The sequence below is a fragment of the Algoriphagus sp. UBA3586 genome (assembly GCF_002376385.1).
GTDB lineage: Bacteria > Bacteroidota > Bacteroidia > Cytophagales > Cyclobacteriaceae > Algoriphagus > Algoriphagus ornithinivorans.
In genome coordinates, this window is sequence record NZ_DFMT01000006.1 from 107,667 (window position 1) to 128,698 (window position 21,032).

Consider the following 21,032-nt stretch of genomic DNA (forward strand, 5'->3'; position numbering starts at 1 on the left):
CTTTATTCTACGATTGCCTTTTTAAATTTATGCTCCCAATCTTCATAAGAATGAAAACCAGCAAGGCGAGTTTGATCAAAGTCCAACTTTTTTCGTGACCTAATTTCCAAAAACTTCTTTACCCAATTTTCGGTCTTATTGGGTTCTGATATCAGGGCAACTTGATCACAATCCTTGATTACCTCAGGAATACCTCCATTGGCCGAAGAAATTACAAACAGCCCACTTTTAATGGCCTCAACTAATGAAAGCCCAAATCCCTCTTTCCAAAGCGAAGTGAAGAAATAATAATCTGATATTTGAAGATACTTTGGGAGCAAATCATGACTGAGTCTGCCTAATTGAAGTACTTTATTTGACTCAATATTCAGTTCAGTTTTGTTACCAATTATTAAAAATTTGAGATTGGGATCTTCAGCCAGTAAAAGCGGAATTATTTTTTTAAAAAGATGTATTCCTTTGGCTGGTCTTGAATTAGCCATCCATACGATTATTTCATCATCTTCAGAAAACCCCATTTCTCTCCTTGCCTTAAGTTTATCTTGCTTGTCTAGCGGAAAGAACTTGTCAGAACGAACGCCGTTTCCGACAATAAAAACTTCAGGACTAAAAATTTTATTTTTTGACAAAGACTCCAAATAACCAAGATTAGTTAGAAAAAAAATTTTATCAATTGAGTGCCCAAAATTTTCCGGAAGATTTAAATAGTGACCGTGGTAGGAATATATTAATTCAATTCTATCAGGGTATTTTTCTTTCAGAAGAGCAATAGCTTCGCAAAGAACAAAGTCATCCATTACCACAACTTTCAAAAAATCATCAGAACTTTTTAAAGTTTTTTCAATAGCTTTAAGATAATCCTGTGCAACCCAGTTTTTTAATTGCCATTTATATAATTGAGGATGATAGGATATCCATTTTTTTTTTGAGCAGTGCAAACTCTTTTCTCCTAGTATTTTAGAGGGAGATAAGATAAAATCAAAAAAGTCAGGGTCATTTTCAATCAAAAAGCTAATTCTATTAACCCAACTTCCAATTAAGCCTGATGGAACTTCAATATTTGAAACAAGAAGTTTTTTAATTTTTCTCATCAAAACTCTTGAAGTTCTACCATTTTTTTAAACTTCAAACTCTTTCCGAGTAATGTTTGGAAAGAGCCTGAATCCTTGATTTTTCCTTTTTCCATTAAATAGATGCAATCCGCCTTTTTAATAGTGCTTAGTCGGTGAGCTATGATAATGATGGTGAATTTCCCCATCAAATTATCAATATTTGCTTGAATTGCTCTTTCTGTCTCTGAGTCTAATGCAGATGTCGCTTCATCGAAAATTAAAACATCTACATTTTTATATAATTCTCTTGCAATAGAGACCCTCTGTTTTTGTCCACCGCTTATCAATATTCCATTGTCTCCCAAGAACGTTTCTTCCTTTTCTGGAAGATCTTCAAGAAATTCTTGAAGGTTGGCAAGTTTAATGGCGTTTTGAAACAGTTGAATATTCTCAGGTGTCTTCTCAGACCATAGGGTAATGTTATTGAAAAGAGTATCGTTGAAAATTACAGATTCCTGAGTGATGTACCCAAATTTTCTGCGATAAGTAGAGATATCTACTTTATTCCTCTCCATACCATTCACTATGATATGCCCCTCACTTGGACTTAACAAACCAATGACCAAGTTTACCAGAGTTGTTTTCCCACTCCCACTTTCTCCTACAAATGCATAAGTCTTTAATGGGTCTAAGGAAATATTGATTTTATCCAGAACTTTGAATCCTGATGGGTAGGCAAAGGATAAATCTGCTAATTCCAAAGTTGTGACTTTTTCCACTGGATGTGTCCTATCAATTTTCTCCTTCCCTTTTTTAAATTCATCGATAAGCTCAACTGAAGCCAGTAGACCACCAATATTTGAAATAAATCCTTGCCAACTTCCTTGAAGAGTAACTATATAGTTTAGTGCTCGATACAAAAACATTAAACTTAATAGAATTGATGACATCTTACCTCCCAGAACATTGACCTGAATCAAAATAATAAGCACTACTACTGCCAAAATAATCGGCTCTCTGGTACTAGACATAATGGCAGAATAAATGCCAATTTTCTTTTGGTTATTTTCAATCTTATCTATTACCTCCATGAGTTTAAGTCGATAAGAAGAAAAGTAATCTGTTGCCTTTAAATATTTAAAGTTAGAAACAGCCTGTACTAAAAATGACTGGAAGGAGTTACCAAGCTTTGAGAGACCAATTGAAGCTTTTTCAGTATTTGTAAATAAAAACTTAAAGACAAGATTAGATAAATACCCGCCTATACTCACCAAAATGGCGAATTGGAAGTTGGAAAGCATTGCCAAGCCAATATAAACCAACAAAAGTATAGCATGCTGCAAAGAATTAAAATAAGCCAAAAAGCCGTAGGTTAATTTAATTCCTTCCGATGATAAAGTATTTTGGATTTTTCCAGAGTCAAAATTAAGAAACTCCTTGTAGTCTAAATCACTTAGTCCATTAACCAGTTGATATCTGAGTTTTTTGACAAATTGATTTTGGAGTTTGATTTTGAAATAGCCGTCAATAAACCTCATGATGGCTTTCAATAGGAAAAGGAATACCATGAAGGTAATTACCACGTTCAGATTCAATTCAAAACCCAGGTTTTGAATCCAGTTAAGCAGGAATTGAAGTTCCCCCATTGTTTCTGGATTTGTAGACGTTAGGTCTGAACTGTCAGCAGCTATCTGAAATATTGGAATAAATAAAGCAAGACCAAATCCATCCAATAATCCAACCAATAGACTTAAAAAAAGAAGGAAGAATATCCTATATCCTAAAAAGGAATAAAAGAATGAAAAGTGTCTAAAGTATTTTTGAATTAATTTATTCAACATATAAAGTTTGAATCAATCTAAAACGGCTCTTGCTTACTTATTTATGAGAAATTCCAGATATGATTATTAATTGCTGGTAAAATGAAACTTGTAGTGCACAGTGAGTGGAAGACAAAAAAATAATTAGGAGAGAAACAATGTTCTCCCCTAATTGACCTTAATTATTTTTCTTATTGAGCTTCTTTTTGCCTTTTTTATCGTCATCGTAATATCCGTAGCCATAACCATAAGTATATCCATAGCCATAAGTTACATTACTTGACTCAACACCATTGAATACGGCATAGATATTCTTTAACCCTTTGCTGGATTTTAAACCATTCAGAGCATCAACAAAGGATCTTTGGCTGTAATTCTGTCTAAATAAGAATAGAGTGAAATCCACATAATTTAGTAGATCCAATGTTTCACTTACCAGACCAATAGGTGGAGTATCGAGAATGACAACATCATAATATGCCTTTAACTCATTCATTAATACATCAAATCGCTCAGTAAACAAAAGTTCGGCTGGATTAGGAGGAGTTGGACCAGATACCAGGATATCCAAATTTTCAAACTCTGTAGGCTTAATCACCTTTTTCCAGTCTTTCTCTTGACCGCTCAATAACGTAGAAAGGCCCTTGTCATTTGTTAAGTTAAAGTCATCGAAAATTTTAGGCTTTCTCATATCACATCCTACAAGGATGGTCTTTTTTCCTGTAAGGGAATAAACCGATGCGAGGTTGATTGCACAAAAAGTTTTACCCTCTCCTGAAATGGTTGATGTTAACATGAGCGCTATTTTTTCTTCGTTTGGCTGAAGAAATCTCAAATTCGCCCTTAATGATCTAAACCCTTCTGCTATACCGGATTTACCCTGTTTAAATACGACAAGGTTGTCATCTGATTTATTATGTAGTATTGTTGCTACCAAGGAAGTTTTCAAATGAGTCTCCAAGTATTTAGCATCTTCAATTTTCGTCCTGAAAAACTCCCTAAGTACAACAACAAAAATTGGTATAAAAACACCTGCTAGAGCAAAACCTAAATAATTTCTAATTGGTCTTGGAGATAATTGATAACCTCCTGACGCCCTTTCAATAATTTTATTTGCGGCTTTATTTGAAGCTTTCGTAATCGCTGACTCGGACCTCCGCTCCATCAAAAAGGTATAGAGGTTTTCGTATAACTTAAATTGTCTCTCAATCCTGATTAAATTTTGCTCTGTCTGAGGAAGGTTTCTGAAAGATTTCTCAGTCTCAGAAATTCTCCTTTCTAGATCCGCAATAAGCCTTCTTGCATTATCATCAACATTTGTCAGAACTTCACGAATCGTTTCATTCAAGTCGGCTATTTTTCGATTTACTTCTTTCACAGCCGGCGAAATTTCTGTCTGTGTTGCAAGTAGTCTAGACTTATCCACCTGAAGAGATAAGAGATTTTCAATTTGCGCGTTCAAAATCGGATCATCTATTCCTATTCCGGAAGGCACAACTAGGTCTCTATAATTCTCTCTTACTAAATAATCCTTAAGACTCTGATAATAAGTCCTTTTGAATTTCTCTTCATTCAGTTGTGTCCCAAGCTCTGATAATTGACTAAAAACTGCAGACCCTTCCGCACTTAAATCAAAAAACCGATTTTGAGATCTGAAGCTTTCTAATTGACGTTCAAAAAATCTTAACGAATCTTCAATACCTGAAACTTGATCGTCAATAAACTTAATTGTATTGGAATAAACTTCATTCTTTTCCTCTAGCTCATTCGTTAAATAAGTGTCCATTAATGAGTTCAAGTATACTTCCCCAACTGCAACGTTGGTAGTATTTATACTTAAATTCATTATTGAAGCGCCACGTTCAACTGGGGAAACTCTTAACGAATTTGAAAATTGATTAACCAGTGAGTTAATATCTCTTACTTTTACATAGATTTCTCCAGATTTCTCAGGGTCAACTTTTGATATTTTTAGTCTGAAATTTATGGTTTCAACCCAATCGCCGAATTTGAAGCTTTCTGGTTTTGGAATGTTATTTAAGGTAATGGATGTCCCGTCAGGCAAATATTTAGTATAATAATCGTCTTCGAAAGACACCGTAAATGATTCATTATTCTCCCATGAGATCTTTAAAAGTCCATTAGTAACCTGTGGAGCTAACCAATCTACCTGAACAAGTATTGGAGTATTTTTATAAAGTCTGTTATATATAAATGTTCCTTTGGTAAAGTATTCTACATCAAAGTCCAGCGTTTTCAATGTAGCTTCAGCGATTGGTCTGGATTTTAATATAATGATTTCATTTTGAAGCCCTACATTTCCTACCTCAGTGATGCTTGGCTTTTCAAAAAGTGCAAAAGCGGACTCTTTTTCTTTGATAAAAAACTTACTCGATACACTAAATAGTGGAACAGTGGTTTTGGTTAGATAGAAACCAATCGCTAAGGAAATTCCTACTGATAAAATAATCCAAGGCCAAATTCTTAAGATCTTAGGAAGAATTGACTTGAAATCAATGGATTTATCTGGCTTTTCAGAAAAATCTACATCTTCGAATTCATTCATGATAATTAGTTTCTAACAAACGTTGTAATTAGGGCAAATGCAGTGATCATTGAAGTCACAAGAGTCAAAGTCTGAATAAAATTGGTTGCAGTTCCAACCTCTCTAACTTTAAGAGGCTCTGCATATAAAACATCATTAGGTCTAATAAAATAAAACTCAGAACTCAAAAGATTTTTATCATTCAAATTAATCCTGTGAATTTGAGAACCATCTGGGTATTGTCTAAGCAAAACCAGGTTATTTCTTTTGGCAAGTATCGTCAAGTCACCAGCTGCAGCTATAGCTTCAAAAATCGTAACCCGATTTTGAAGAATCGTCATTTTCCCGGATGAATTAAATTCTCCCAAAGCACTAAAACGAATACCTCCTAACCGAACTCGGACAAAAAATTCGTCCTCATTAACATATTTTCGGACTTTATCTTCTATGATTGATTTAGCCTCTGCAGTTGTTTTTCCCACCAATTCTACCTCTCCGATCAAAGGCAACTCCACCTTTCCATTCTCGTCAAGTGTATATCCATTCATAAAAAAAACATCTCCTCCTTGGCCTCCACCCCCGCCCATCATGGCAGCGCCCGCGTTATTATCAATATTGACAACAGAAAGTAATTCATTCAACTCAGGACTCGTTGTCTTTATATTGATTTCTACTATATCAAAGGATTGAAGCAAGTATTCTTCAAATTTATACCCCATCCTTTCATCAGAAGACATGTGGGCTTCGGAATCCTTTCCAAGATCTTGCATGTAAATGATTCGCTTATTTGAAATACAAGACCCTAGGAGGAAAAGTAATAAAAGCGAAAAAAACAGTTGATTTCTTTTAAAGCTCATTTTGTGTTTAAAGATTTACTTTGAAAATTATAGAAGTTATTCGAATGCTACAACCTTCCGTCCACATGATCTTTTTGCAAAACGCCTTTCACATCAAAAACAACTTGGTTGGGTGATCTTTTGATATTCAATTGTTTAAACTGATCATGAGAGACTGCTAAAATCAAGGCCGAATATTTATGAAAATCGGGAGCATTTTCTCCAGATAAAATGTCCACATCGTATTCATGTTTCACTTCTAAGGGATCTGCCCATGGATCATAAACATCCACTTCCATATCAAAGGAACGCAATTCTTTATAAATATCAATAACTCTGGTATTTCTTACATCAGGACAATTTTCTTTGAAAGTAAATCCGAGAATCAAAACCTTTGAATCGATGACTTTTAAATCCTTTCTCATCATCAATTTAATAACCTCCGTGGCTACGTGCTTACCCATGCTATCATTGAGTCGTCTTCCCGCAAGAATAATTTCAGGATGATAGCCCACTTCCTGCGCTTTCTGTGCTAAATAAAAAGGATCGACTCCAATACAATGTCCCCCAACTAATCCCGGTCTGAAATTAAGGAAATTCCATTTTGTGCCAGCTGCTTCCAGAACTTCCTGAGTATCAATTCCCAGTAAATTAAATATTTTCGAGAGTTCATTTACAAATGCAATATTGATATCTCTCTGAGAGTTTTCAATCACTTTCGCAGCCTCAGCTACTTTAATAGATGAGGCTTTGTGAGTGCCTGCTGTAATTACTTGTTTATAAAGCTGGTCTACATACTCAGCTACTTCCGGTGTACTTCCGGATGTAACTTTCAAAATTTTCGAAACGGTATGTTCTTTATCCCCGGGGTTAATTCTTTCCGGAGAATAACCCGCAAAAAAGTCTTGGTTGAACTTTAAACCAGAAATAGACTCTAGAACAGGAACACACTCGTCCTCAGTTACGCCTGGGTATACGGTTGATTCATAAACTACCACATCTCCTTTTTTAAGATACTTTCCGATATTCTCTGATGCTTTTAGCATAGGAGTGAGAACCGGACGATTATGCCTGTCTGTAGGAGTTGGAACAGTAACTATATAAATATTGCAATCAGAAAGAGAGCTGCTATCTGAAGTATTAAAAAGTCCTATTTCTCCGTTTAGAGGATTATTGCTGAGTAAAACTGATTTTAAAAGATCATCCTCAACTTCCAAAGTGGAATCAACACCAGAATTAAGTGAATTAATCCGCTGATTATCAATATCAAAACCAATAACCGGGAATTTTTTTGCAAATTCAACAGCAAGTGGTAGCCCCACATACCCTAGCCCTATAATGGCAATTTTTGAATCATTAATAGATTTTATCATCGAAAAAGAATTTATTCAAATGGTTGTATATAGCTTCGCCCTCTCAGTCACAAAGACTTAGCATTATTTTTTTTACAGGAGAGGAAATACTCTTCTAAAATGAGTACCAAAATTACTCACATTGTTATTAGATAAAAATATTTGAAGATTTTTCAGCACTTTATTCGTTTTAGAATTGGTATTGAAAATGAAATTGAAGAAAAGCACCTAATTGGTTAGAACTTTCAGGGAAATCTCTTCTGCTATTCTCCCCGCTTTTCCATTGGTAATTGTACGCATTAATCAATTGAGCTTTCCCGCTAAAGGTTAAGTTATTCCACTGTTGATCCCAAAGTAATGCAACACTGTAATCTATCCATGGTCTTACTTCTGGGGTTGTCCTAAATGCTCTGCTATAAAAATCTTGATGATTGACCAGTCTTTCTAAAAGAATCCCCTTCTTACTTAAACCTTTAACTTTAGCTATCTCAAAAGATTGAACATTGGAGCCTACCCCTGGGCCGGTTCCCAGGGCCTCACCATAGTTAGAAAAACCCCTAGCCTGTCCGTGAGTATGCCAAGTATACCCTCCACCAAATCCAGCGTACCTTATTGTTCTATTAATGGACTCTTGCTGATGAAGGATTTCAGATCTTATGGAAATAAATTCCTCTGTTCCTGGAATCGGAAAAAGCTTTTGGAAACCTAATAAAAAGGCTCTTGCATGTTCTGGATTTAAAATGGCTTCTCGCCAGTTGAAAGCGTGGTCCCTGCGTCCATACTCAAAATACATCTCTGCAGAAGCCTTGAAAGACTTAAACCTCCCGAAAAAAGTAACTTGTTGATCTCTTCCTTCGCTGTCTCTATCAAATCCATAAACCGTCTTTTGAAATGGCTCAATTACAGGCATATAGTCCATAAAGCTATTGCCCATTTGTCTTGAATATTGTTGATGAGTTCTGGCAAAACCAACTGAAATACCTTTCAACCATTTAGGTTGGTAACTAATTAATAGAGCATTCAAATATTTATAATCTCCCGTAAATCGATTAAAATACCTTTGATTTAAATTTGGCAATTGGGATGGGAAATAACCGGAATCCTCCAGTCTACCAATTAATAACTCCCCTTCGAACTCACCCAAGAACGTTTTAGCTGGCCTTCTACTTCTCAATGTCAGGTGAGGAAAACTTCTGGCATTATTGCTAAATGTCAAAGAAGAGAATTGTCCCGGTCCCCAAAAAATATTTTCTGTGGAGATCCCCGTTTCTAAAAAACCCAATTGAATTGTAAACTTAGACTGTCCCCACCAAAGAAAGCTGATAGCCTGGTCACCAAATCTTTCAGGATAATCTCCAAAGCTCCAGTAAAAAAAACGTGCTCTGTTAACCGCATCAGAAAAATCTCCAGAATATCCTTGAAAAGCCCTATTCTGCAAGTAAACGAACTCTGGTGCAAGCTGAAGTCTGAAAATAAACCACTTGGCCGATAGACCAGTACTGGTATAGCTTGAAATGCCCACGTTAGGAAGTAATGGACCGTTTCCCCAACCGTAAGTCCGCTTAGAATTAAATGATATAGATTGACGTAAAGGAAGTAAGGAAAAATAATTTTGAGACTTTCTTGATTCAGTATTGGAAAAACTAGTATTTCCCCCTTTCCATACTTCCAGAAACTGCTTTCTGCCTAGATCTACCGGTCGCAGGTTCATAGAGAAATTATGCGCATTTTCTTCTAAGAGTTGACTCCTTCTAAAGTATTCTTCAATTACTGGATTTGAGGCAACAATGGTTTGAGAGTACCCTTCAATCCAAAAAAAATAGAAGAAGAAGAAGAAGAATAAGCCTAGGCCTTTAAAAAGTAGGTTCAGATTTAAATAAGTATTTTTAATAAATTTCATTTCTATACTACACATGAAAAAAATCTTTACTCTTCTTTTTTTAACCAACATCTTTTTCAACTCTCATCTCTACAGTCAAAGAATAGTTGACACAAGAAACTTAGGATTGGATACTACAGGAAAATCAGATGTGAGCTCTACTCTTAATAATATTATTGACAGTCTCTCATCAGCTGGAGGAGGTACAATTTTAATTCCATCAGGTAAGTTTCTTTTAGAAAATGCCATTATCCTTCAATCTTTCATTCATCTCAAAGGAGTTTCAGAAAGTGAAACTATATTTTTTAGAAAAAAAGACTCCAAAAACTGGACAGACCCAAAAATCCAAGCACTAATTACAACCAATCCTTCAGTGAAAAATGAGGAGATTTCTGTGGAGAAAATCAGCATTAATGGCAATTTTGAAAAAGGTCAGCTTTCTGCCAAAGGAGGTATCTGCCTTCGTAATTGCACCAAATCAAATATTAATGATGTAACCACAGAAAATACCTGGCATGGTGTCGCATTTTATGATTCTAAAGAACAAAACACTGAAAACAGTATTGAAAATGTGAGCGTTTTCCGAGCCCAAGGATTTACCTCAAAAGATAATGCAGGAAGACCAAGGGGGATTTTGGTAATAGGTTCTGGCATATTGGTAAAAAACTCTAAAAGCTCGCAGTCTGGAACAGGGTTTTATGCAGAAGGTGAAAATATAACGCTACTTAAAAATTATGCAGAGTATTGGTTTGAGGATAATGGGTATTACTTAATAGTAAATAACCTGAAAGTCATAGACTGCAGAGCATTAGGAGGTGATTCGCCTAATACAGGTTTTGGAAGTGGTTTTGCAATCGCCTACAAACAAGGAGCTTTGATAGAAAATTGCCTCGCTGAAAATTGTAGTAATTATGGCTTCAGGATTCATGTTCCTCAATCCAATACTAAATTGATCAATAACCAAGCTGTAGGATGTGGTAATGGGTTTGGGATTGAAACTGCATCACATCCATACCCTGAAATCTCAGAAAATTTATTATTTCAAAAGAACATTGCTAGAAATAGTGGACTTCATGGTTTTCTATTCAGGCAAATGAAGAATGCTAGAGTACTGAATAACTCAGCTATTAATGGCAATCAAAGGGGAGTAACTCTCTCCACTCGAGGAGCTATTGCCATTAAAGAATACGTCTCAGATAGTCGGTTCAGGGGAAACTTGTGTTTTGATAACCAATTGAAAACTACCCAAATATTCGGACTCTATAATTATTCTGTTGACCTGATTAAATCAGAGGATAAAAAGGCCAAAAACATTAAAATCAAACATCAATCCAAGTCAGGAATTGATATCATTCAATAATTTTAATTCTTTTAATCCTCTATCTCAATAAAAATTTAGCCCTGAAAACTGGGGAATCTCTTTAATATTTTTTGAGAATCATGTTTTTCACAAAACCGACTAGCTTTAATTGTCTCTTCAACCTTTTAGGCTCTGTCACTAACCTGTAAAACCATTCCAGTTTCAGGTCAATTAAAAATTGAGGTGCCCTTTTCGTCTTTCCCGAATAAATGTCAAAACTCCCGCCTAAACCTATATAGATAGCCGGATGAATTTCAGAAAGTCTCATCATCAACCTTTCTTGAGCTGGTGAGCCCATAGCCACAAAAACATAGTCTGGCTTCTTTATTTGAATATCATGGATTAGGCCATCCATTTCATGTGGCTTTATATACCCATTTCGATAACCGGCTAAATTAATCCCAGAAAATTCTTCTTTCAATTTATCAACTGTAGATTGAATTATTTCTTCTCTGGCTCCAATAAAGTAAAATGATTTTTTCAGGTAATGCTTTTCTACAAATTCTAACCAAAGCTCGACTCCCGGTATTTTAGCGACATTTTTGATCCCTTTTTGGCCTAAAGCCCAAACTGCCCCTACTCCATCGGGATACCCAATGTTTTTATTGATAACATCTTTAAGTTCTTGGTCAGCATTCTTAATTTTTTCTGCATTTACAGCTACCAGAATCTCATTCTTACCTTGAACATAATTAATCAAGGAAGTTTTATCAGGGAAGCCAAATATCCTAATGCCATTTACGTATCTAAATTCAGGCATAAAAGAGTTCTCTGAGCCATTGTCTGAGTCTTTCATTAACTTGCTCTGAATAGTATTGCTTGGCTGTAACAGTTGCGTTTCTGGATAATTCTTCTCGGGATTCATTTTCCAAACCATAAAACTCTAAAATTTTCTCCTTTAAGTCCTTAACGTTTCCTGACTCAAAGATGATACCGTTCGCCCCATTTTTTAAATAAGATTCCATACCTCCCATTGCAGTTCCTATCACAGGTAAACCGCAGGCCATGGCTTCAATTCCAACTAAACCAAGGCTTTCTTCTAGCTGGGAAGGAAAAACCAATGCGTCCCAGTTTTCAAAAATGGCTCTTAATTGAGTTTGAGGTACATTTCCAAGGAACTTAACTCGATCTTGAATCCCTAAGTTCACACAGATCGCTGATAAATCATTTTTCAAAATGCCTGGTCCACAAATTTCAAGATTTAATTTATCTGTGGGCAATTCAGAAAATGCATGAATTAAAGTGTCTACTCCTTTACCGGGATCCAACCTCCCTACATATCCCAAAGTACCTCTGTTTATCTCTTGAAAATTAATTGGATAAAAAAGTTCTTTTTTCACCCCGCCTGAAGGAGAAATTTTGATTCTCTCTCTTTTTACTCCCAGTCCTTCAATCTTCTGTCTAAAAAAATCCGAAGGAATAATTATAAGATCAGCATGTCGAATCAACGATAAATTCCATTTTCTGAGTATTCTATAAAATGGAGACGAAGCAGTAATATCAGTACCATGAGCGTTCAAAACCATTTTTTTGGAAGATGAATTTAACCAAAAATGAAGCGGAACTAAGGAATGCTGTAGAAAGTGAACATAGACTAAGTCAAATTCACCTTTATTTAATTTATAAACACATTCAATAAAGAATTTAACGTAGGCCAAGAGTAATAATATACCTTTTTTCTTGCCCTGGATAATTGTTTTATCAATTATTTGAACATCCTCGCTTTGGATTCCTTCTTCAAAATTTTTCACAAATACCCCAAAATTGGGACTTTTTTCAGAAGGGTACATATTGGAAATCAAATAGATTTTCAATTTTTCCAATATTTGAATCCAAGGCCATTCAACATTCCTAGACTAATTCCCAACATAGCAGAGTTGAAAATATGCCCTGCCATAAAAGAAACAAAAAGCAAAACGAGATTGATAGCCCAAATAGGTGATTTACTCTGTTTTTGATTGAGACTTCTAAAAGTTGCCCAAACAAATATTCCCAAAACAAGAGAAAGACCAAGGAATCCATTCATGAATAGCAAATCAAAAAAATCAATTTCAATCGTATGCGGATTTCCATGGTAAATGCCCATCAACTTTAAAAACTCCTGATTCCCTACGCCAAATAAATAGTCCCAAAAAGAATACATCGAGGGATAAAAAGTCATTGCCCCTTGAACCATTTGATTTCTACCTGATAAGATAAAAGTCAAGAGGTCTAGTTTATCATAAAAAAATGTAATCCTGTCTATCAGGCCTGTAGCTTGAATCCCCCAATAGATAATTCCAACTAAAACAATTACTAAAAGTGGAAGAGAGAGCAAACCAAAAAATCTCCCTAATGACATTCTTTTTTTGAAAAACTTTGGAACTTCAATGAGTCCAACAATTAAAATAATCCCCAAAATTGCCGTCTTTGAGGTATTTAAAACACCTAAAACCAACAATAAAAGGAAAAATAAAAATCTGGATATTCCGTTTAAATTCTTGGTTAAATACCAGCTAACACCTGAAAAAAGCAGGAAAATACCTGCCACTTCATTCCCTGCAAAAAAGAAGCCTCTCCCTCCTATACCTTGCCCTTCGGGACTGTCATATTGACTGTAACCTACACCTAAAACACCTAAAAAGATATTAAAGGCAATTAAAATAAAATTAAACCAAACGAAACTCTTCCAATAAGCTTTTAAATTTTCTTGGCTGAGTTCAAGATTTGAAAAGAATAAAAATGAAACAGGAAATAGAATCAGTTTGAGGTTATATCCAAAATTCCCAACGAATGTTGATGTGTCGCCTGAAAGCAAAGACTTAAATAATAGCGGCATTAAAAAAAATAGGATTAAGCCAAATGCTGCCAAAAATGCAAGGGGCCTCGTTCCTAATAAAAATAGAAGCATTCCTGCCAAAAGCCCCATTTTGTATAATTGGGAAATACTAATCCCAATTCCTATCCTCATTAGCAAACCATTGAAACAGTCTACCAACAAGTAGGTGAAGGTCATAAAAAGAAGAATTCCCTGAAGTAGGGCAAATACTGTCCGAAAGCTCTGACTTTTATTTAGCGCTGTCAAATTGACTTTTGAAATACGCGAGGAGAATTCTCACGAAAGCAATTATAACTCCCAAGAAAACTGATAATGCTAATATTAATGGGATATTTGGTTTGGATACTTGATAGGAAACAACTGGCGGATTAATGATGGTAAGTTGTGGAATATCCTCTTGAACTTTTATTTTAGCCTGGTCCAGTTGAATTGCCAAATTATTATAAAGATTACTGGCTAGATTATATTCCGCCAATAATCTCTCTTCCTGAGCTCTTGCTGAAGAGAAATTCAAATTTTGATTTCTATCCCTAAAATTTGAGAGGCTTTTTTGGGTATCGTAAAATTTTGATTGTGCTTCTAAGAATCTCTCTTGAATAAATTCCAGATTTTGCTTTGCCTTTTCTGTTTTATATTCCGTAACATATTCTGACAATAGTTCAAAAACATGCGCAGATACCTGTGCTGAAACTTCAGGAGAAACCGTTTGGGTTTCTATAGAAATGGATCCGTTTTTAGGATCCTCAGTGAGTAGTATCAACTTTCTATATTCATTAAACATTGGAATCAATTCTCTTTGAGCAAAAACAAGAGAATCTTTAATTTCAGAGTCCAAATTTATTTGTGGAGGCTCTTCTCCAAACAAAACATTTGGTAAACCGATGGTGTATTTTTTGATTAAAGAAGGTATAGAAGGCCTTCTATTTTCCTCCACAAACAAACCTAATTTCTGTTTTTGCCCTTCAATTTCGATTGATTTCTTACTCAATCTCCACAAAAAAGGATAACTGTAAATAATTTCCTGATACAGCTGTGGAGATATATTGCCAGTTTCCTGACTATTAAAATCTCCCAAGTTTAAGCCAGACAACCCTCCCAATTGTCTCATGATGCCACCTGAAGAAGAATTATTTTGAGCTACAAATTTCAAGGTGGAACTATAATGATTTCTAGTCAAAAGAATGACTACCAAACCAAACCCAAGCATGATCAATAAGGATGTAAGCAACCTCTTTTTCTGCTTTGCGAAAAATCGGAATAATTCACCGATATCTACAGACTCATTAGCCATGGAATCTTTGGTTTTTCATTAAATATGATTTAAAAATACCTCTAATTAAATTATTTCTAAGAAGTATTTGCACAATTTTGGTTTTCAAGTCGGTTTCCGGAAAAAGGTATTTCAAATTCCTTTTTTCAAACCTCCCACTAATAATTGATTTAGAAAGAGATGAAAACTGATATTTATTGGCAAACTTTTTCCAAAGAATAGTTAATTCTGGGTCTTGCACTTTTTCTAAAATCAAATTTACTGTTGAAAAAATATGCCCCGGAAAACTAACTTTAAATTCTTTAGATATCATGTTTGAACTATCAGCCCTATAGGAAGCAGAAAGATCATTGATAAAATGAATCCCCTTTTGAAGCCTAATTAACTGAATCCATAGAGCAACATCCTCCCCATGCGCCGGCAGTGATTCCGGAAAGCCACCTACTTGGTTAAATAACTTTTTATGAACCACGATTGCTGAAGTCCAAAATGGAGGAGAATTTTGAAGAGTTAATTCCAAAACTCTCTTTTCAGAGAAGAAAATTCTCTTTTCATTTATAGAGGTGGCTAAGGTAGATGAACTAAAAGTATTGCTTTTTAAAACTTTCCAAGAACTTGAAAAAAAATTTATATTCGGTTGTTTTGAAATTACCTCCAAAATATTCTGCAGGTGAAATTTTTCCCAAAGATCATCCGCATCCAAAAAAGCAAGCCAGTCATTTTTTGCCTGGGCAACACCAACATTCCTGGCAGCTCCAGGGCCAATTTGATTGGTTTGTATTAGCTTGATTCTAGGGTCATTGAAGGAATGAATAACAGAAAGAGAATTATCCGTAGAACCATTTTCTATCAGAATTAACTCGAAATCCTGATAGTCCTGGGACAAAACCGATTCTATTGTTTCTTTAAGCTCCTTTTCTTTGTTGAAAACAGGACAGATTACACTAAACATTTATTCTCGGCGAGCAGATTTTTTCCCTAAATGAAGGCTGATCATTTCCTTTACACCCACCCACTCCAAGTACCATCTAGCCTGAAAAAGACTTACTTTTTCCGTAAAAGATAAACCGGAAAATTTAAAAATCGTGATTGGAGGTCTTAATATCCATATGGTAAAACCCAGTTTTCTCACTAAGGAAAAACCTTCGAAGAAACTATAATACATCCCTCCGGCTGTTCTCTTTTTTTTATTGATTAAAGCCTGAAAATCTCTTCTTGATGGGTGTAATACAAGAGCTTTTTCTCCATAAGCTATGCTATGGCCTGCATCAGTCGCCCTTTTTGTCCATTCATAATCACCGCCTGACATTAGGTTTTCGTCAAAATTTCCTACTTGGTCAAAAACTGACCTCTTAACAAAAAGATTAGCCGTGATACTTTGCTTATTTACTAATACATTTCTGTCTTGACGAAATGAAAACCTACTTTCAAACAAAAAAGCCTTGTGATCTCCTCCCACCGGCTTAAAAAACTTCATTTTCCCACCAACCAAATCATACCCATTTTCCAGAAGAGCTATTCCCTCATTCAACCAATTTTTATCTGGAATGCAGTCAGAATCCGTAAAAGCTATGAATTTACCTTTTGCTTTGCTGAGACCTAAATTTCTGGCAGCATAAGAACCTGGTTTTCCCTCTGTGAAAATTTTCACATTGGATTCAATTGGAAAGTTCTCTGGAATTACTGAATTCGGATCATTATTGACTACAATGATTTCAAAACTTCCTACGGGAAACGTCTGCTGATTTAGGGCTCTTAGACAACTGACAAGTACTTGCCATTCTCTAAAAGTTGGAATAATTATAGAGACTATCAATTACTTAAAATGCTTGAATTAATTTGACCAGATTTTGAGTTTTAACTAGATAGTTTTCTTTTTTAGACTTCCTTCTCATTAATTCTCGATTATGAACTTGAATGTCACGTGGAAGAATATTTGAAAAATCAGTTTCTAATCTGAAATCCTCCAAATCAAATAAAACAAATCCCATTTGTCTTAATTCGAATAATAATGGATTCTTTGGGTGAAGATAAACTTTCAGACCTAATGCAAGGCACATGTATATATTGCCCAATGCCTGCTGACGGATACTTCCTATTAAGGCAAACCCACAGCTTTTCATAGTATCCAAATAATCACCAAAAGGAATAAAGTCCTCCATAGGAACGAATTGTTCTCCAAAAATCTCTTTCCCTTTTACCTTAATAGAGCTTTTATATTTTTTTGGAAAACCATAACTAAGAGGAACATATATCTTTTGATCATCTAAAGATTTTTCCTGAATCAATTCAAAAAGATCTAAATGATTATTGGTAATTGCAGCTGAGTTTCCTACCAAAAAATTATTTCCTCTAACGAAATCCTTTCCTAAATTGGAAAAAATAGAATCTCCTAGTTCGTAATTCCAATCAATATATTTTGCTCTAAAGCGTGGATGCATTTTTTTAATTCTCTTGTATTCATATTCGAGAACTGGAGCAAAATAATCTACTCTTGAAAAAACTTTGATTTTCTTTCTAGATTTCCAGTAATTCCAAACTGGAAGAATTTCGTGAAACTTAAGCTTTGACCTGGTAATTAAAGGCTGGGTAGAGTACCAAAACTCTTTTGTCTTTTGCCCTAGAAAGCTGAGCATAAAAAAATCAAGTAAAGGATAGTAATCATATCCCCATCCAAACCAGATTACCTTTAAATCCTCAGGTAAAACTTCTAGAACCTTCTCCTCAGTATCAGAAATTCCATGAAAAATTGCTGCTTTAAATTTGGAAATAAAAGCTTGATTTTGGACTAATTCAGTGATTTGATCTAAGGTACCTGTTTGAACCAATTCGCTGGAAATAAATCTTAGATCAGAACTCTCGGAAAGTACCAAATATACATTTTCACCTGGAATTACTTCTTCAAAACACTTTATCGCAAAATCTAAAAATTTGTTATCTCTAGAGATATGAAGGATTTTTGCCATGGTATATTATTTGGCTGGAACACCTTTAACTACTACGCCGGGTGGGACATCCCGACTAACAACAGAACCTGCTCCGATTACAGCCTTCTTCCCAATTTTAATGTTAGGAAGAATAACTGCACCTGCACCAATCCTTACAAAATCTCCTACAGTAACTTGGCCTAAAATCATTGCTCCGGGGCCAATTTCAACAAAATCCCCTATCACGGAGTCATGATGAATATGTGCTCTGGTGTTGACTAAAGTGCCAAGACCTATCCTGGTTTTTGGACCTACGAAAGAAAATGCCATCGCATCAAATTTACCAACAGCGGTTTTGCTTATTTGACTACTTTCAGCATGTAATGGTTTAAAATATCCACCAAGTTTCTGAAACATTTCAAAAAAATGAAATCTGGTATTCGGTGAGCCAACACCTAATGAAAAATTACAGGATTTTTCAAAAAAAAGTTTTACTTCTTTATGGTCATGGATAACTCGATGCGTTTCATTTACCATCGATAAATTAAAGTTCAACTCATCTAAAAAGACAAATTCTTCATTGGGAAGAAGTTTTTCCCACTCATCTAATATTTCGAGAGCATGCCCTCCTGCACCAGCGATTAACATTAAAAAGATTTAAATGCTTTAATCATAATTCTAGAAATCAAGTCTTGTTCTTCTTTTGTTAATTCGTGATAAAGAGGAAGACATAGGATTCGAGAAGAAATATCATCAGATATGGGAGTATTTCCAGAGACATAATCTAGTTTGGAAAGGCTTGGATAAAAATATCTACGAGGAAAAATCTGATGGTTTTCCAAGATTTTCTTTACATGCAAGGTTAGTTCTTTTGACTCGAGTATCACTGGAAAATAGGCATAATTAAAGCCTTCAGCATCTTGAAGCTTTACATATTTCAACGGAAGCGAATGCAAAGCTTTATGGTAATATTGAGTTTGTTGTTTTCTCCTGTCTAAAATCTGTTTAATAAATTTCAAATTGACCAATCCCATTGCGGCGTGGAATTCAGAATTTTTCCCGTTAATCCCTATTCCGTTAAAGTTTTCAGGGCCATCATGTCCGAAATTTCTCAGAAAAACCATTTGATCGGCAACGTTTTTATCCTTCGTGAATACTGCCCCCCCTTCTACTGTGTGGAATAGTTTAGTGGCATGAAAGCTAGTAACACTAATATCACCATACTCGAAAACCGATTTTCCTTTGTACTGAGTCGCAAAGCAGTGGGCGGCGTCATAAATAATCTTTAAACCATGTTTTGAAGCAATAGCTTGGATAGCATCAATATCACATGGGTTGCCGAAGCAATGAGTAGCTAAAATGGCTGTTGTTTTAGAAGTGATTGCACTTTCTATTTTTCGAGGATCAATATTCAGAGTCTCGGGATGAATATCTACATATACCGGAGTACAGCCTTCCCATACCAAACTACTTGTTGTAGCTACATATGAAAAAGGTGTTGTAATAACTTCTCCCTTCAGGGATAAAGCTTTAATGGCCATCTGAAGTGCAATTGTACCATTCGTGACATAGAAGATATTACATACCTGTAAATACTCCTTAAGGTTCATCTCTAGTTCATTTACCAAAGGACCATTATTAGTCAGCCAATTTCGATTCCAAATACCCTTAAGAATTTTTTGATAATCTTGAATGGGAGGTATAAAAGGTTTAGTTACAGGAATCATTTTTTTGCAAATTCTTTCTTTAAAAACAACAAAGGTTCCAACTTAATTAGCCATGAAAACGACAAATATAAACCAAAGCCAATAATGAACCCTCCTGATATCAATAGAAAGTTTGGCCATGAAGAAAAGGTTTTCAGCAAAAGATAAACTCCTAAACCAGAAACCAAAATTGGAATAAAAATCGGAAGAAGATCCTTGAGTTGATCCTTAATAGAATATCCAATCATTTTCCCTGAATACGACGAATTCAATAAGTAATAAAAGATATTCAAACCGACCTGAAGATATAATAAGAAAAAAATATTTTGACTTATCGCAATATAGAGACCAATGATCAAGGGAATTTTCTTAACTATTTCTAAACCTAATATCAAGTCTGATCTGCCTTTTACTTTTAGGATATTTATATTATAGGAATGAAGAGGGTACATGATTCCTATAACGCAAAGAATTTGAAAAAAAGGCGCAGCTGGCACCCATTTTTCTGTGAGAAGGAATTCAAATATTGGAACAGCGAGAATTCCAGCGAAAGTGAGTACTGGAGCAAGCCAAAACAATATTTGCTGCATCACCACCCGATATGCATACTTAAGTCTTTCGTCTTCATTTTGAATATTGGCAAAAAGTGGGAAGGTTACAGAATCTATTGCAGATGAAATATTTTGAACTGGAAGCTGCTTTAGGCTATCAGCTTTAGCATAAAAACCTAATTGAGCCACAGGAAAGTATTTACCAATTAATACTTGGTAACTATTTCGGAATAATGATTCAAGAAGATTGGCAAAAGTAAGTTTATAGCCAAAACCCAAATGATTTTTAATAATCTCTTTCTTAAATATAAATAATGGTTTCCAACCTGATTGAACCCAAAAGAAAACAGAATTCAAGAATATTTGAATTAAGTTCATATATACCAAAGCCCATACTCCCCAATTTTGAAAAGCGAGAAAAATTCCCAAACCACCAGCTATGAGCAAAGAAGGAATAGAAACCTTCATTTGGGTCTTAAAATCCATTTTTTTGGTTAACCTAGTTCTTTGAACTAAGGAAAGCCCACCAAAAATGAAAGAAAGACAATAAACTCTTACTACAGAAATTAAAATCGGTTGATTAAAAAATTCAGCAATAAGAGGAGCAGTGAAAAATAATAGCAGATATATAAAACCACTGATAATTAGATTTAGCCAGAAAACAGTAGAATAGTCTTCATCATTTGGCTGTACTGATCTGATCAAGCTTGCAGTCAATCCACTATTGATGAGTGTATTTCCAACTGCCATAAAAATGGCCAGCATACCCAAAATCCCGTAATCTTCGGGCATGAGTATTCTGGCCATAATTATAGATAGAATAAAGTTTAAGCCTTGGATTCCAAAAAGCTGAAAAAGACTCCAAAATAGTCCTGCATAAGCTTTTTTCTTAAGGCTCAATTATAGAAGGGATTAA

17 protein-coding genes are annotated in these 21,032 nt (G+C 35.0%); 1 reads left to right on the forward strand and 16 read right to left on the reverse strand.

Going from position 1 to position 21,032, the window contains the following annotated elements; translation table 11 throughout:
* Positions 1–2: 2 nt before the first annotated feature.
* From B2906_RS01325 to B2906_RS01350, 6 genes are all read right to left on the reverse strand, one after another.
* Positions 3–1,091: a glycosyltransferase family 4 protein gene (locus B2906_RS01325; protein WP_286935356.1), complete on the reverse strand. Its 1,089-nt coding sequence runs from the start codon at positions 1,089–1,091 to the stop codon at positions 3–5.
* Positions 1,091–2,893 (reverse strand): ABC transporter ATP-binding protein, encoded by a 1,803-nt coding sequence (locus tag B2906_RS01330; RefSeq protein ID WP_286935357.1) that lies wholly within the window; start codon positions 2,891–2,893, stop codon positions 1,091–1,093. Before B2906_RS01330 ends, B2906_RS01325 begins: the two co-directional genes overlap by 1 nt.
* Positions 2,894–3,050: 157 nt before the next feature.
* A complete protein-coding gene (locus B2906_RS01335; RefSeq protein ID WP_286935358.1) occupies positions 3,051–5,132 on the reverse strand; it encodes a GumC family protein in 2,082 nt (693 codons plus the stop codon).
* A gap of 311 nt (positions 5,133–5,443) precedes the next feature.
* Positions 5,444–6,187: a polysaccharide biosynthesis/export family protein gene (locus B2906_RS01340; protein ID WP_091654519.1), complete on the reverse strand. Its 744-nt coding sequence runs from the start codon at positions 6,185–6,187 to the stop codon at positions 5,444–5,446.
* A 134-nt stretch (positions 6,188–6,321) separates the two neighbouring features.
* Positions 6,322–7,626: a nucleotide sugar dehydrogenase gene (locus B2906_RS01345; RefSeq protein ID WP_286935359.1), complete on the reverse strand. Its 1,305-nt coding sequence runs from the start codon at positions 7,624–7,626 to the stop codon at positions 6,322–6,324.
* Between the two features lie 169 nt (positions 7,627–7,795).
* A complete protein-coding gene (locus B2906_RS01350) occupies positions 7,796–9,520 on the reverse strand; it encodes a capsule assembly Wzi family protein (protein ID WP_286935361.1) in 1,725 nt (574 codons plus the stop codon).
* On the opposite strand from B2906_RS01350, the gene B2906_RS01355 reads away from it, so the two are divergent.
* A complete protein-coding gene (locus B2906_RS01355) occupies positions 9,519–10,844 on the forward strand; it encodes a right-handed parallel beta-helix repeat-containing protein (RefSeq protein ID WP_286935362.1) in 1,326 nt (441 codons plus the stop codon). The two genes, B2906_RS01350 and B2906_RS01355, sit on opposite strands and share 2 nt — an antisense overlap.
* Before the next feature lie 61 nt (positions 10,845–10,905).
* Here the strand turns inward: B2906_RS01355 and B2906_RS01360 are convergent, their stop codons facing one another.
* The 10 genes from B2906_RS01360 to B2906_RS01405 are packed head-to-tail and all read right to left on the reverse strand — an operon-like array spanning position 10,906 to position 21,016.
* On the reverse strand, positions 10,906–11,604 hold the full coding sequence (locus B2906_RS01360) for a WecB/TagA/CpsF family glycosyltransferase (protein ID WP_286935363.1): 699 nt from the start codon (positions 11,602–11,604) through the stop codon (positions 10,906–10,908).
* Positions 11,597–12,634, reverse strand: coding sequence for a glycosyltransferase family 4 protein (locus B2906_RS01365; protein ID WP_286935364.1), 1,038 nt, complete (start codon positions 12,632–12,634; stop codon positions 11,597–11,599). Before B2906_RS01365 ends, B2906_RS01360 begins: the two co-directional genes overlap by 8 nt.
* A gap of 20 nt (positions 12,635–12,654) precedes the next feature.
* Entirely contained in the window at positions 12,655–13,839 is a 1,185-nt protein-coding gene (locus B2906_RS01370) for an O-antigen ligase family protein (protein ID WP_286935365.1), read from the reverse strand.
* A 52-nt stretch (positions 13,840–13,891) separates the two neighbouring features.
* Positions 13,892–14,953: a hypothetical protein gene (locus B2906_RS01375; protein WP_286935366.1), complete on the reverse strand. Its 1,062-nt coding sequence runs from the start codon at positions 14,951–14,953 to the stop codon at positions 13,892–13,894.
* Positions 14,946–15,884, reverse strand: a complete 939-nt coding sequence (locus tag B2906_RS01380) for a glycosyltransferase family 2 protein (RefSeq protein ID WP_286935368.1) — start codon at positions 15,882–15,884, stop codon at positions 14,946–14,948. The genes B2906_RS01375 and B2906_RS01380 overlap by 8 nt, the downstream gene beginning before the upstream one ends.
* Positions 15,885–16,748, reverse strand: a complete 864-nt coding sequence (locus B2906_RS01385) for a glycosyltransferase (RefSeq protein WP_286935370.1) — start codon at positions 16,746–16,748, stop codon at positions 15,885–15,887.
* A gap of 4 nt (positions 16,749–16,752) precedes the next feature.
* A complete protein-coding gene (locus tag B2906_RS01390; protein WP_286935371.1) occupies positions 16,753–17,898 on the reverse strand; it encodes a TDP-N-acetylfucosamine:lipid II N-acetylfucosaminyltransferase in 1,146 nt (381 codons plus the stop codon).
* 6 nt (positions 17,899–17,904) lie between these two features.
* The gene (locus tag B2906_RS01395; protein WP_219958350.1) at positions 17,905–18,507 is read right to left on the reverse strand and encodes an acetyltransferase; all 603 of its coding nucleotides are present in this window, start codon (positions 18,505–18,507) and stop codon (positions 17,905–17,907) included.
* Positions 18,507–19,586 (reverse strand): DegT/DnrJ/EryC1/StrS family aminotransferase, encoded by a 1,080-nt coding sequence (locus B2906_RS01400; RefSeq protein WP_219958349.1) that lies wholly within the window; start codon positions 19,584–19,586, stop codon positions 18,507–18,509. Before B2906_RS01400 ends, B2906_RS01395 begins: the two co-directional genes overlap by 1 nt.
* Positions 19,583–21,016 carry a lipopolysaccharide biosynthesis protein gene (locus B2906_RS01405; protein ID WP_255590531.1) on the reverse strand — a complete coding sequence of 478 codons (1,434 nt, stop codon included), beginning with the start codon at positions 21,014–21,016 and terminating at the stop codon, positions 19,583–19,585. Before B2906_RS01405 ends, B2906_RS01400 begins: the two co-directional genes overlap by 4 nt.
* Between the last annotated feature and the right edge of the window lie 16 nt (positions 21,017–21,032).

Coding starts and splice junctions, on each gene's coding strand:
- B2906_RS01325 (WP_286935356.1), bottom strand. CDS start 1,091: ATGAGAAAAATTAAAAAACTTCTTGTTTCAAATATTGAAGTTCCATCA.
- B2906_RS01330 (WP_286935357.1), bottom strand. CDS start 2,893: ATGTTGAATAAATTAATTCAAAAATACTTTAGACACTTTTCATTCTTT.
- B2906_RS01340 (WP_091654519.1), bottom strand. CDS start 6,187: ATGCAAGATCTTGGAAAGGATTCCGAAGCCCACATGTCTTCTGATGAA.
- B2906_RS01345 (WP_286935359.1), bottom strand. CDS start 7,626: ATGATAAAATCTATTAATGATTCAAAAATTGCCATTATAGGGCTAGGG.
- B2906_RS01355 (WP_286935362.1), top strand. CDS start 9,519: ATGAAAAAAATCTTTACTCTTCTTTTTTTAACCAACATCTTTTTCAAC.
- B2906_RS01350 (WP_286935361.1), bottom strand. CDS start 9,520: ATGTGTAGTATAGAAATGAAATTTATTAAAAATACTTATTTAAATCTG.
- B2906_RS01360 (WP_286935363.1), bottom strand. CDS start 11,604: ATGCCTGAATTTAGATACGTAAATGGCATTAGGATATTTGGCTTCCCT.
- B2906_RS01365 (WP_286935364.1), bottom strand. CDS start 12,634: ATGTACCCTTCTGAAAAAAGTCCCAATTTTGGGGTATTTGTGAAAAAT.
- B2906_RS01370 (WP_286935365.1), bottom strand. CDS start 13,839: ATGACCTTCACCTACTTGTTGGTAGACTGTTTCAATGGTTTGCTAATG.
- B2906_RS01375 (WP_286935366.1), bottom strand. CDS start 14,953: ATGGCTAATGAGTCTGTAGATATCGGTGAATTATTCCGATTTTTCGCA.
- B2906_RS01380 (WP_286935368.1), bottom strand. CDS start 15,884: ATGTTTAGTGTAATCTGTCCTGTTTTCAACAAAGAAAAGGAGCTTAAA.
- B2906_RS01390 (WP_286935371.1), bottom strand. CDS start 17,898: ATGGCAAAAATCCTTCATATCTCTAGAGATAACAAATTTTTAGATTTT.
- B2906_RS01395 (WP_219958350.1), bottom strand. CDS start 18,507: ATGTTAATCGCTGGTGCAGGAGGGCATGCTCTCGAAATATTAGATGAG.
- B2906_RS01400 (WP_219958349.1), bottom strand. CDS start 19,586: ATGATTCCTGTAACTAAACCTTTTATACCTCCCATTCAAGATTATCAA.